Source organism: Neorhizobium descurainiae, from assembly GCF_051400715.1.
Lineage (GTDB): Bacteria > Pseudomonadota > Alphaproteobacteria > Rhizobiales > Rhizobiaceae > Neorhizobium.
In genome coordinates this window covers 1-12,866 of record NZ_JBLFFK010000002.1, presented here as the reverse complement: position 1 = coordinate 12,866, position 12,866 = coordinate 1, and the positions used below count along the sequence as shown (strand labels likewise).

The window sequence follows — 12,866 nt, the reverse complement described above, 5'->3', positions numbered from 1 at the left end:
TTTTGGCGAGAGTTCCTGCCGCCACCGTTTCCCCATTCCACCGAGCGAGGGGCTTGATATCTCTCACGTGCGCAGATCCTCGGGACAAGCCCGAGGATCTAAGCCCAAGCAACTTGCAGGTGGGATGACGACCCGCTTCTGAAGTCAGCAGGCACCGTGCCCCACCTCATCACCTCAGAATATCCCGCGCCACGCGCGCGAAAATCCGCGTGCCGATCGGGATCAGGTCGTCCGGAAAGTCGTAGTTCGGATTGTGCAGGTTCGGCATGTCCTCGCCGGCGCCGAGGAAGAACATGGCCGATTTCGAGACCGCGCCGAAACGGCCGAAATCCTCCGAGCCGCGCATCGTCTCGCCCGGTTCGTGCGAAACGCCTTCCGCCTCCATCGCGGCACGCAGCAGCGCGGCGGCCTCCGCGTTGTTTTCCGAATGCAGGAAAATGTCGTGGTATTCGAGGGCATATTCGAGCCCTGCATCTGCGGCGGCTTTCTTCACCAGGGTCTCGGCCGTGGACACCAGGGCATCCATCCCGCCGTCCGTCATGCTGCGAAGCGTCACCCAGACCTCCGCATGGCCCGGCGCGATGCCGAAGGCGGGCTCGCCGATCGCGGCATGCGTGACCGTTGCGAGCACCATATCCCCGGCCGCGATGCCGCCTCTGCTCAAGGCCGTCAGCGCCGGCATCAATTCCGCCACTGCGGGCACCGGAGAGATGCCGGTTTCAGGCATGGAGGCATGCGCGGTACGGCCCGAGAGCACGATCTTCAGCCCGCGCGAGGCGCAATTGGCGATGCCGTCCTTCAGCCAGACATGGCCGAGCGGCAGGCCCGGCATATTGTGCAGCGAAAAGCTGTAGTCCGGCGTCAGCTCCGCGAACTTCCCGTCGGCGATGACGGCGGCGGCGCCGGCGCCGGTCTCCTCCGCCGGCTGGAAGAGCAGGACGGCGCGGCCGCGCTTCGGCCTTTGGCGGCCGAACTGCCGGCCGAGGGCCGCGAGCATGGTCATGTGGCCGTCATGGCCGCACATGTGGCCCTTTCCGGGAATTCGCGAGCGGTGTTCCGGCGTGCCGGTCTCCTCGATCGGCAGGGCGTCGAGCTCGGCGCGGAACATCACCGTCCGGCCGGGCACGCCGCTGTCGTAGACCACGGCGAGGCCGGTGCCGCCGAGGCCGGAGACCACCCGGTCCGGCCTGGTGTCCGCGAGGAAGCCCTGCACCTCCGCGGCGGTCGCGGCCTCCTCGCCGGAAATCTCCGGCATGGCATGCAATTTTCGCCGCCATGCGGTGAGCTCGATCACGTCCTGGTTCGAAAGAAACACGGGGGCCGCTCCCTCATCATTGGAACTTTACCCAAGAGGTAGACGGGGCAGGGGGGTCCGGCAAGAAAAACCTCCGCCCGGCCCGTCACCATTCGATGCCGATCTTGCCGAAATGGCCGCCGCTCATCTCGTAGCGGAAGGCGTCGGCAAGCTTTTCCAGCGGAAACACCTTGTCGATCACCGGCTTGAAAAGTCCGTGGTCGAGGGCGCGGACGAAATCCTGCTGGTGGCGCCGGCTGCCGACGATCAGGCCGGAAAGCGTGGCCTGTTTGCCCGCAAGCGCCGCGGTCGGCACTTCGCCGCGCGCGCCGGTCAGGACGCCGATCATATAGATATGGCCGCCCATCCTCACGGCCTGGATCGACTGGCCGAGCGTGCCCGGGCCGCCTACTTCCACCACATGGTCCACGCCGCGGCCATCGGTCCAGCCGAGCACGTCCTTGCCCCAGTCGGGATGCTGCGTGTAGTTCACCGTGAACTCGGCGCCGAGTTTTTTCGCGTGCTCCAGCTTCTCGTCGGAGGAGGAGGTGATCGCCACCCTTGCGCCGACGGCACGGGCAAGCTGCAGCGCGTAGATCGAGACGCCGCCGGTGCCGAGCGCCAGCACCGTGTCGCCAGCCTTCAGCTTGCCGATCTCGACGAGCGCCCGCCAGGCGGTCAGCCCGGCGGTGGTGATCGTCGCCGCCTCCACATGGCTGAAACCCTGCGGCGCGAGCGTGAAGGCCCCTGCCGGCCGGACGGCATATTCGGTCGCGAAGCCGTCGATGCCGTCGCCGGGCACGCGGGAGAACCCGCCCGGCAGCGGCGGGCCGTCCTGCCAGTCGGGGAAGAAGCAGGAGACGGCATGGTCGCCCGGCTTGAACTCGGTGACGCCTTCGCCGACCTCCTCGACCACGCCCGCGCCGTCTGCCAGCAGCACGCGGCCGTCGGTCGGCGTCCTGCCGCTCGCGACGCCGAGGTCGTGATAGTTGAGCGAGCTTCCATGCAGCGCGACGCGGATTTCTCCGGGTCCGGGCTTGCCGGGGTCCGGCAGGTCGACAAGCTTCAGGGCGTCCAGTCCGCCCGGCGCGGTGACGATCGCTTTCATGAATTCCTCCCTTGAAATCCGAAAAATCTCCGGAGCTTGAGGTAGCGGGAGACAGGAAACCTGACAAGCTCGTTTGGCTCCCGGCCGCCGCGACCTGTGCCGAATAAACTCTCGTCATCGGTTTGCCGGGTCTGGTCCCGGGCTTATCTAAGGCGTTTCTCCCACAATTGAAGAGCGAAACCGATGAGCCGATTTGCGGGAAAGAGAATATTGGTCACAGGCGGCACAAGCGGCATAAGTCTTGCGAGCTCCAGGTGTATCGCGGCGGAAGGCGGCGAACTCATCGTCACGGCATCAATCCCGGCCATTGGAGCAGGCGAAGAAGGAACTGTCTTCAGGCGCAGCCGTCATCCGCAACGATGCGGCCGATCCCGAAGCGGCCGCGGTTCTCGCGTCGATCGTGGAAAAGACGGGGCCGTCGAGCCGGGCTCACCAGGCGGTGAGGCGGAACTCCCGCCGAGATGCACGCATTCTCCTGCTGTAGACAGGAGGAGATCATGCATATCATTCTCGGCGGAACAGGTCATGTTGGCTCTGCGGCTGCGAAAACGCTGCTGGCGCGCGGTGAGCCGGTGATGATCGTCGCCCGCAATGCCGACAAGGCAGAAGGTTTGCGCGCTCAGGGTGCAGAGATCGCCGTTGCGGATATTCGCGATACGGAAGCGTTGCGGGCAATCCTTCGGAAGGGCAGGCGGCTTTATGCCCTCAACCCGCCTGCATCGCCCGATGGAGACACGGACGCTCGCGAGAAAGAAACGATCGCATCGATCCTTGCTGCCATCGAAGGGTCCAGTCTCGAAAAGATCGTCGGCCACTCCACCTACGGCGTCCGGAAGGGCGAGAGGATCGGCGATCTCGGTACGCTTTACGAGCTGGAAGAGGGATTGAAGCGGCAGCCGATCCCGACGAGCATCCTGCGCGCGGCCTATTACATGACTAACTGGGACATGAACCTCGAGGCGGCGAAGAACGACGGCGTGCTGATGACCTTCTTCCCGGCCGAGTTTCGGATCGCTATGGTCGCGCCGCAGGATTTGGGCGAGGCTGCCGCCGATCTGATGATGGAGCCGCCGGAAAGCCAAAGGCTGGTCTACGCGGAAGGCCCGGAGCGATATTCTCCGGCCGATGTCGCCGCCGTGCTCTCCGAACGGTTCGGGAGGCCTGTCGAGGTCAGAAGCGTGCCGCGCGCGGATTGGGAAAAGACCTATCGCAGCTTCGGCTTTTCGGACGCGGCTGCGAAATCCTATGCCGGCATGACGGCGCTTGCCCTCGAAAGCCCGATGCCGCCGGAAAGCGAAACGAGGCAAGGGAGCGTGACGTTACGCGACTACTGGGGAGGCTGATCTCGGCGGCTTGGAGACAAACCGCGGCTGCGATCATCGCCAGTTGATCCCTGCCAGGATATCGGCCGCGATCTCGGATACGAGACGTCCATCCGTGTGGACGCAGAGCACATCGTTCCGTGTTTCGGCTGCCATATGTTCTCTTTGGCGGAGCGAGCGTTCAAGCTGGGAGGGAAATCCTTTTTCGGATTCTCTTTTGACCAGTCTGGCGGCGATCGTCTCTTCCGTCGCCATCAAGCGGACGATCCTGAAGCTGGCGTTCGGGATCGCGGCTGTGATCCATCTTCGATCGAATGCCAGATGCATCATGACGCCCGACAGGATCAGGCGCGTTTGCCCAAGTTGTCGATATGTCGACCAGATGGCCTTCAGATTGAGGGCGCTGATATCGATGGTGCCGGGTGCCATTCGTTCCAGGTCTTGACGTACGGGGCGCGGGAAGACCCGGTCGAGTTCGTCGCTTTCGATCGCGGCGTGGGCGATGCCGGACTCGGCCAGACGCGAAGAAATTTCCCAGGAAAGCGTGGATTTTCCAACGCCTGCGGGTCCGGTCAGCAAGAGAATCTCAACCTGGGTTTCTGGCTCGGCACTAGGATCCAGCGTCACACCCTTTCCACGAATCCCTCAAGCACCCGCTTCTGCCCGGCCCGGTCGAAATCGATCGTCAGCTTGTTGCCTTCGATGGCGGCGATGTTGCCGTTGCCGAACTTGATGTGGAACACCCGGTCGCCGATGGAGAATTGCGAGGGCGTGTCGGCCACCGATTTCGCCACCAGCTCACCCTCGATCATGCGCCCGCGCGGGCCGCTTTCGCCATAGCCGATGCGCTCCACCGCGTGGCCCGAGCGCGTGCCCCAGTTGTCGCGCGTGGCGTCCGTCTGGTTGGCCTGCGCGCGTTTCCAGCCCGGCGTCGAATAGGAATTGGCGAAGGGATCGGCCTTGTCGAAGCGCGATTGTCCATAGCCGCCGCGCCCGCCGCCATAACCGCCGTAATTGTTTTCGGAGACCGCGACGTCCACATGCGCCTGCGGCAGTTCGTCGAGGAAGCGCGACGGCATGGTGGATTGCCACAGCCCGTGGATGCGACGGTTCGAGACGAACCAGATATGGCAGCGCCGCTTGGCGCGCGTGATGCCCACATAGGCGAGGCGGCGTTCCTCCTCCAGTCCGGCGCGGCCGCCTTCGTCGAGCGCCCGCTGGTGCGGGAAGAGGCCTTCCTCCCAGCCGGGCAGGAAAACGGTTTCGAATTCAAGCCCCTTGGCCGAATGCAGCGTCATGATCGAGACGGCATCCATATCCTCGTTCTGCTCGGCATCCATGACCAGCGACACGTGTTCGAGGAAACCGCGCATGCTCTCGAACGCTTCCATCGAGCGGATGAGCTCTTTCAGGTTTTCCAGCCGGCCGGGCGCTTCCGCCGATTTGTCGGCCTTCCACATGTCCGTATAGCCGGCCTCTTCGAGTATCTGCTCGGCAAGCTCGGTATGCGGCGTCGTCTCCAGCCGCGTCTGCCAGTTACGGAAACTCTGCACCACGTCGAACAGCGCCTTGCGCGCCTTGGGCTTCAGCTCGTCGGTCTCGATGATCTCGGCGGAAGCCGCGAGCATCGGAATGGCGCGGGCGCGGGCATAGTCGTGCAGATAGCGCACCGTCGTGTCGCCCAGGCCCCGCTTCGGCGTGTTGATGATCCGCTCGAAGGCGAGGTCGTCCGCCGGCTGGCAGACGAGGCGGAAATAGGCCATGGCATCGCGGATCTCGAGCCGCTCGTAGAAGCGCGGGCCGCCGATGACGCGGTAGTTGAGGCCGAGCGTCACGAAGCGGTCTTCGAATTCGCGCATCTGAAAGGAGGCGCGCACGAGGATCGCCATGTCGTTCAGCGCATGCCGCTTGCCGTCGGCATCGCCGCGCTGCAGACGCTCGATCTCCTCGCCGACGGCGCGCGCCTCTTCCTCCGAATCCCAGGCGGCATGCACCATCACCTTTTCGTCGTCGGGATCGACCCGGTCGGTGAATAGCGTTTTTCCGAGCCGCCCCTCGTTATGGGCGATGAGATGGCCGGCGGCGCCCAAAATATGTTCGGTGGAGCGGTAGTTGCGCTCCAGCTTGATCACCTTCGCCCCCGGAAAATCCTTCTCGAAGCGCAGGATGTTGTCCACTTCCGCGCCGCGCCAGCCATAGATCGACTGGTCGTCGTCGCCGACGCAGCAGACGTTCTGGGCCACGCCCTTCGGGCGCTGCGCGAGCAGCCTCAGCCACATGTATTGCGCGGTATTGGTATCCTGGTATTCGTCGACGAGGATGTAGCGGAACTTGCCGTGATAATCCTTCAGGATATCCGGGTTCTGGCGGAAGATCGCGATCGGGTGCAGAAGCAGGTCACCGAAATCGCAGGCGTTCAGCGTCTTCAGCCGCGTCTGGTAGGCGGCGTAGAGCTCGCGGCCTTTTCCGTTCGCGAAAGCGCGGGCGTCACCTTCGGGAATGTCGGCGGGCAGCAGACCCTTGTTCTTCCAGCCGTCGATCATGCCGGCGAACTGGCGGGCCGGCCAGCGCTTGTCGTCGAGCCCCTCCGCCTGGATCAATTGCTTGATCAGCCGCACCACGTCGTCGGTGTCGAGGATCGTGAAGTCCGAACGAAGGCCGGCGAGTTCCGCGTGGCGGCGGAGCAGCTTCACGCCGATCGAGTGGAAGGTGCCGAGCCAGGGCATGCCTTCGACCGCGCCGCCGACCAGCACGCCGATGCGCTCCTTCATCTCGCGCGCCGCCTTGTTGGTGAAAGTAACGGCGAGGATTTGGCTGGGGAAGGCCCGGCCGGTCGCCAGAATATGGGCGATGCGCGTCGTCAGGACCCGCGTCTTGCCGGTGCCGGCACCCGCGAGCACGAGCACGGGGCCGTCCAGCGTTTCCACCGCCTCGCGCTGTTCCGGATTGAGGCCGGCGAGATAGTCCGGTGCCTGGCGCTGGTCGCGGGCGGCCATGGCGCGCGCCGCAATCCCGAGGCCGCCGCTTGCGCCGGGCGGGAGCGGGACAGAACCTTTGCGCGGCGCCGGTTCCTCGTCGAAGAACGGGATGTCGTCGAAACTGTTACTCATGCGGCCAATGTAATGATTCGGACCCGAAAGACCAGAAAATGTTCCTCTTTTATTCCCAGTCTCTCCGCAAGGGGAGGCTAAATTGTGGTAAGTTGATGCGGATCGCCCAAGAAAGGACCAGCTTTTGCCCTCTGGATAGGCAGACTGAGGCTCCAGGAATGGTCAACAACTCTACAAAATCTTGTGAAATTACAAATTCGTAAGAATGCCGATCACCCATTGCTTGTACATCTGCAAAAAAGGATACTCCTTCGCAAATAGGGCTGCGCGCGCCTCAACCGGAGAAGTGAATGCGGATTTGGAAACAGCTTCTGCTCAGTATCGTGGTTCTGGCCGCGGGGCTCTGCCTCTGGGTCTTCATGGTGCCGGGCGCCGGTGAGACGCTTGCGAAGATCGGCGTCCCGGGAGAGGTGATTGCCGCAATCCGCCCCGAACAGGCTCAGCCGGCAGCCCCGCCCGCGGCCGGAGACGGCAATGCCGCGGCGCGGCAGCAGGGGCAGGGCGGCGGTCAAGGCGGCCAGCAGCGGGGCCAGGGCGGCGGCAATCGCGCCACCCTCGTCGTGGCCCAACCGGTGGCGATCGGCACGGTCAACGACCGTCTGACGGCGATCGGCAGCGGCGAGGCGATCCAGTCCGTCGTCGTCATGCCGCAGGCGACCGGCACGATCCACGAGATCATGGTCAGTTCCGGCGAGAAGGTCGTGAAGGGCCAAGTGCTTGCCCGTCTCGATGACGACGAGCAGGTGATCGAGCGCGACAAGGCGCAGGTGTCGCTCAGAAGCGCCCAGGAAAAATCCGCTTCCTACAAGAACCTGCAGTCGGTCTCGCGCCTCGACGTGCTCGATGCGCAGATCGCCGAAGAGGCCGCGAAGCTCGCGCTCTCCACCGCCGAGCTGAACCTCAGGCGCCGCGATATCGCCGCGCCCATCGACGGCATCGCCGGCATCGTCGCGGTCAATATCGGCGACAACGTCACGACCCAGACCAGCATCGTCACCATCGACGACCGTTCGGCGATCCTCGTCGATTTCTGGGCGCCCGAGCGCTTTGCGGTCGCCATCGAGCCCGGCCAGGCGGTCGAGGCGAGTTCCATCGCCCGCCCCGGCCAGGTCTTTACCGGCAAGGTGGAGGCGATCGACAACCGCGTCGATCCCGCAAGCCGCACGATGCGCATCCGCGCCCGCGTCGAAAATCCCGACGACGTCCTGCGCGCCGGCATGGCCTTCAACGTCGGCATGCGCTTTGCCGGCGAAAAATACCCGTCCGTCGATCCGCTCGCCGTGCAATGGGACGGCGAGGGCTCCTATGTCTGGCTGGTCAAGGACAATACCTCGGTCAAGACCCGGGTGCGCGTCGTGCAGCGCAATCCGGACACGGTCCTCGTCGAGGCCGGGCTCAACGAGGGCGACCGGGTGGTGACGGAAGGTCTGCAACGCGTGAGGGAAGGGGCGCCCGTGCGTATATTCGGTGCGCCGGATACGGCAGAGGTGGCGAGCCAATGAAGATCGAGCTTCCGGGCTTCGGCCATGGCGGTGCGGGCCATGGCGGCGCAGAGAAATCGGGACACGGCGGCGAGGAGAAATCCGGCCAGAGCTTCACCGCGCTTTTCGTCCGCCGGCCGATCCTTGCCGCGGTTCTGAACACGCTGCTCGTCGTCGCGGGCCTTGCCGCCCTCGCCGGCGTCGAGGTGCGCGAGCTTCCCGACGTCGACCAGCCGGTCATCACGGTCCGCACCAATTACGACGGCGCCTCGCCGCAGACGATGGACCAGGAGGTCACCCAGGTCATCGAAGGCGCGGTCGCGCGCGTCTCCGGCCTCAAGGCGCTGTCTTCCCAATCGCAGTTCGGCTCCAGCCGCGTGACGATGGAATTCTCCGATTCCGTCGATCTCTCCGAAGCCGCCAACGACGTGCGCGATGCCGTCGGCCGCGTCGTCAACCAGCTGCCGGACGATGCCGACGAGCCCCGCATCGTCAAGGCGGATGCGGATTCCGACGCCATCATGCGCCTGGCCGTCACCTCCTCGACACTGTCGATGGAGGACCTCACCCAGCTCGTCAACAACGAGATCGTCGATCGTCTTGCCGCGGTCGAAGGCGTGGCCGACGTGGAGCTCTACGGCGATCAGGACAAGGTGTTCCGCGTCGACGTGAACCAGGCCGCCCTTGCCGGTCGGGGCCTCACCGTCGCCGATGTCGACAAGGCGCTCGAAAGTGCCGCGCTCGACGTGCCGGCCGGTTCGCTCAAGAGCACCAGCCAGGATATCGTCGTGCGCGCCACCGCGAGCCTGACGACGCCGCGCGATTTCGAGAACGTGCTGATCGCGCCGAACGTGCGCATCCGCGATGTCGCCACCGTCTCGCTCGGCCCGGACGACGGCAACACGGTGCTGCGCGCCAACGGCGTGCAGGGCGTCGGCCTCGGCATCATCCGCCAGGCGCAGTCGAACACGCTCAACATTTCCGACGGCGTCAAGGCGGCCGTGGACGAGATGCAGAAGACGCTGCCGGAGGGCACGCGCATCGCGATCACCGGCGACGACGCCATCTTCATCCAGGGCGCGCTGCACGAGGTGGAGATCGCGCTCATCCTGTCGGCCTCGGTCGTGCTCGTCGTCATCTTCCTGTTCCTGCGCGACTGGCGGGCGACGCTCATTCCGGGCCTCACCATGCCGGTGGCGCTCATCGGCACGCTGGTGGCGATCTATCTCGTCGGCTTCTCGATCAACATCCTGACACTGCTCGCGATCGTTCTCGCAACCGGTCTCGTGGTGGACGACGCGATCGTCGTGCTCGAAAACATCGTCCGGCGGCGGGCGGAGGGCATGGGACCGCGCGCGGCCGCCGTGCTCGGCACGCAGGAAGTCTTCTTCGCCGTCATCGCCACGACGGCGACGCTCGCGGCCGTCTTCATTCCGCTCTCCTTCCTGCCCGGCCAGATCGGCGGCCTGTTCAAGGAATTCGGCTTCGTGCTCGCCTTCTCGGTGGCCCTGTCGTCGATCACGGCCTTGACGCTCTGCCCGATGCTCGCCTCGCGCATGCTGACCAAGCCGATCAAGGAGCATCACGGGCTGCTCGGTGCGTTCGGCAGCGCCTTTGCCCGCCTCTATGCCAGGACACTACGGTACTGCCTCAATGCGCCGCTCGTCGTCATCGTCTTTTCGGTGATCTTCGCGATCGCCGCCTACAATGTCTTCGGCCTCGTCAAGAACGAGCTGACGCCCCGCGAGGATCGCGCCACGGTCATGCTGCGCCTTACCGCGCCGCAGGGGGTCAGCCTCGACTACACGCGCGACCAGATGCAGCGGGTCGAGGAGAACCTGAAGCCGCTGCGCGATTCCGGCGAAATCCGCAACATCTTCTCGATTTCCGGCTTCGGCAGCAACACCAACAGCGGCTTCATGGTGCTGACGCTCGCGCCCTGGGACGAGCGCAGCCGCAGCCAGGACGAGATCGCCGCGGATGTGAATGCCGCGGCACAGCGCGTGCCGGCGCTCCGCGGCTTCACGATGCAGTCGAACAGCCTGAAGATCCGCGGCGCCGGCAACGGCCTGCAGATGGCGCTGGTCGGCAACGACTACGACGTCCTGACCTCGACCGCGCTGAAGCTGGTCTCGGAGATGGAGAAGAGCCCGCTCTTCGACACGCCGCGCCTCACCAACGAGCCCACCCAGACCCAGCTTTCCGTCGCGATCGACCGCGAGCGGGCCTCCGATCTGGGCATAGACATCACGGGTCTCTCGACCGCCATGCAGTCGCTGCTCGAAGGCCGTTCGGTCGTAGACGTCTTCGTCGCCGGCGATGCGCTTCCGGTCAAGCTCACCTCGACCACCCGGCCGATCGACGATCCCACCGATCTCGAAAACATTTTCCTCAAGACCGGCGACGGCAAGATCGTGCCGATGTCGACCATCGCAACGCTCAGGGAAGGGGCGGTTGCGCCGCAGCTCAACCGCGAGGAGCAGCTTGCGTCGGTGTCGATCTCGTCCGGCCTTCACGATGGCGTGGCACTCGGCGATGCGGTCCAGGAGATGACGGCGCTTGCCCAGCCGCTGCTGCCGGCCGGCGTGCGGCTGATGCCGATGGCGGAAGCCAAGACGCTCGGCGAGAATTCCAACGCGATGCTGATGACCTTCGGCTTTGCGATCGCCATCATCTTCCTGGTGCTCGCCGCGCAGTTCGAAAGCGTGCTGTCGTCGCTGATCATCATGTCCACCGTGCCGCTCGGCCTTGCCTGCGCGGCCATCGCGCTGGTGCTCACCGGATCGAGCCTCAACGTCTACAGCCAGATCGGCCTCGTGCTGCTTGTCGGCGTCATGGCGAAGAACGGCATCCTGATCGTCGAGTTCGCCAACCAGCTCCGCGACCGCGGGGCGGAGGTGAGGGAGGCGATCGAGACCGCCTGCGCCATCCGCCTTCGCCCGGTCATGATGACGATGATCGCCACCATCATCGGCGGCGTGCCGCTCGTTCTGGCGCAGGGCGCCGGCGCGGAGGCCCGTATCGCGCTCGGCTGGGTCATCGTCGGCGGCCTCGGCTTTGCCGTGCTGGTCACGCTCTATATCACGCCGGTCGCCTATCTCCTGATCGCCCGCTTCGCCAAGCCGCATGTGCACGAGGAGCAGCGCCTGCATCAGGAACTCGCGCATGCCTCGCGCCGCAAGGCGGAGACGGCCGAGGAGGACGAGAAGGAAAAGGAACAGCCGCTGCTCGCCGCGGAGTGAGGAGCGGTCGTCATCGATTGATCACCGGCAGTTTCCGCCACCCCGCTTCACCGGTCGTCGGAAATTGTCGTCTCTCCCGCAATGGGGAGAGGTTGTAAAATCATGATCCGGCAAACCAAGCCGCAGATTTTGTCGGTGAGGGAGCTGCCTGTTCGATCACTCCCGCCCAAGCAATCCGTCCAGCTGCGCCGCCAGTTCACCGCTCGCATTGCGGTCTTCCGCCATCTTCCTGTACAACCCCGCCATGCCCTCGAAAATGAGAGAGGCGGGGTCGTCCTTGCCGAGAAAGGCGGCGATCTCCTCCATTTCCGCCACCCAGCGATAGGCTTTGGCATACATGTCCGGAATGCCGGACGAGAACTTCCGGTCGAGATCCGGCGCGCTTTCCTCGAGTTCGCGCTTGAGGCTCTGGTCCGCATCGTTCCGTATGGCGGCGAGCAGCATGGCGGTGCCGAGAGCGATGAGGCCCTTGTTGATGCCGGCATAACACATCTTCAGCGCCGAGGCGGCGCCGACCGGCCCTTCGATGCGGCGCACGTCCAGCCCGTGGTCGGCGAGCATGCCGCTCCTGTTTGCGGCATCGCCGCTGACATAAAGCCTGGGCCCCTTTCCGGCCGGCTGCGGCGGTGAGCCGATGATCGAGCCGTCGAGCACATCCACTTTGCTGCCGTTGAAGGCTGCCGCGACCCGACGCATCGTATCCGGCGAGATCGCGTTGCAATCCATGAACGTCGCTCGCCTGTCCTGTCGGCGGGCTGCGGCCGACACGCTTTCGGCGACGCTCACGGTTTCGGCGGGCGGCACGATCGAGAGAATGATGTCCGCATCGAGTATCGCGTCCAGACCGGCGGGCTGCATGCCGGCGGCTTTTGCTCTTGCGAGCGTCGCGGCCGAGCGGCCTTCGAGATAGGTCAGCACGCGCGCGCCGCCTTCCACCAGTCTGCGGCCGATCCCGCTGCCCATGGCACCTGCTCCAATGATCGAAACAACCGGCATCGTTATGGCTTCCAGAGGATGATGTGGTTGACTTAGAGCATTTTTCCCGGGCGGGAGGAAAGCGATTTCGGTTGCGGCGGGTGGTTGTTCCATTCACGCTTAAGAGTTTTCGAAGTTCGAGGGTGAGGCCACATATTTGTCTTCGTCCCTTTGGGGGAAGCCGGCGCCCCCATCCGATCTCCCCCTCGAAGGAAAGAGGCCCGGCAGGGCAGAGGAGGGGGTGTGGCGGCATCCAGCGGGACCGATGGATAAAACTCAAACCCGTCCCAGCCTTATCAATCACTTGACCTCTTTCTCATCCCCGCCCTCTCGC

Annotated in this window: 8 protein-coding genes; 3 read left to right on the top strand and 5 right to left on the bottom strand. The window is 64.8% G+C overall.

Annotated features, from left to right (window positions below):
* Nucleotides 1-169 precede the first annotated feature (169 nt).
* Together ACMGE0_RS03725 and ACMGE0_RS03720 are read right to left on the bottom strand one after the other, a co-directional pair.
* Nucleotides 170-1,315, bottom strand: a complete 1,146-nt coding sequence (locus ACMGE0_RS03725; RefSeq protein WP_436814524.1) for an amidohydrolase — start codon at nucleotides 1,313-1,315, stop codon at nucleotides 170-172.
* A gap of 85 nt (nucleotides 1,316-1,400) precedes the next feature.
* Nucleotides 1,401-2,402 (bottom strand): zinc-dependent alcohol dehydrogenase family protein, encoded by a 1,002-nt coding sequence (locus ACMGE0_RS03720; protein WP_436814523.1) that lies wholly within the window; start codon nucleotides 2,400-2,402, stop codon nucleotides 1,401-1,403.
* A 497-nt stretch (nucleotides 2,403-2,899) separates the two neighbouring features.
* Between ACMGE0_RS03720 and ACMGE0_RS03715 the strand changes: the two genes are divergently transcribed.
* Entirely contained in the window at nucleotides 2,900-3,745 is an 846-nt protein-coding gene (locus ACMGE0_RS03715; RefSeq protein ID WP_436814522.1) for an NmrA family NAD(P)-binding protein, read from the top strand.
* A gap of 33 nt (nucleotides 3,746-3,778) precedes the next feature.
* Here the strand turns inward: ACMGE0_RS03715 and ACMGE0_RS03710 are convergent, their stop codons facing one another.
* Both ACMGE0_RS03710 and ACMGE0_RS03705 read right to left on the bottom strand, forming a co-directional pair.
* Nucleotides 3,779-4,351, bottom strand: a complete 573-nt coding sequence (locus ACMGE0_RS03710) for an AAA family ATPase (RefSeq protein WP_436814521.1) — start codon at nucleotides 4,349-4,351, stop codon at nucleotides 3,779-3,781.
* A complete protein-coding gene (locus ACMGE0_RS03705; protein ID WP_436814520.1) occupies nucleotides 4,348-6,834 on the bottom strand; it encodes an ATP-dependent helicase in 2,487 nt (828 codons plus the stop codon). The genes ACMGE0_RS03710 and ACMGE0_RS03705 overlap by 4 nt, the downstream gene beginning before the upstream one ends.
* Nucleotides 6,835-7,124: 290 nt before the next feature.
* On the opposite strand from ACMGE0_RS03705, the gene ACMGE0_RS03700 reads away from it, so the two are divergent.
* Both ACMGE0_RS03700 and ACMGE0_RS03695 read left to right on the top strand, forming a co-directional pair.
* Nucleotides 7,125-8,336 carry an efflux RND transporter periplasmic adaptor subunit gene (locus tag ACMGE0_RS03700; protein ID WP_436814519.1) on the top strand — a complete coding sequence of 404 codons (1,212 nt, stop codon included), beginning with the start codon at nucleotides 7,125-7,127 and terminating at the stop codon, nucleotides 8,334-8,336.
* Nucleotides 8,333-11,557: an efflux RND transporter permease subunit gene (locus ACMGE0_RS03695; RefSeq protein ID WP_436814518.1), complete on the top strand. Its 3,225-nt coding sequence runs from the start codon at nucleotides 8,333-8,335 to the stop codon at nucleotides 11,555-11,557. Before ACMGE0_RS03700 ends, ACMGE0_RS03695 begins: the two co-directional genes overlap by 4 nt.
* 156 nt (nucleotides 11,558-11,713) lie before the next feature.
* Here the strand turns inward: ACMGE0_RS03695 and ACMGE0_RS03690 are convergent, their stop codons facing one another.
* Nucleotides 11,714-12,553, bottom strand: coding sequence for an NAD(P)-dependent oxidoreductase (locus ACMGE0_RS03690; protein WP_436814517.1), 840 nt, complete (start codon nucleotides 12,551-12,553; stop codon nucleotides 11,714-11,716).
* Nucleotides 12,554-12,866: the final 313 nt, after the last annotated feature.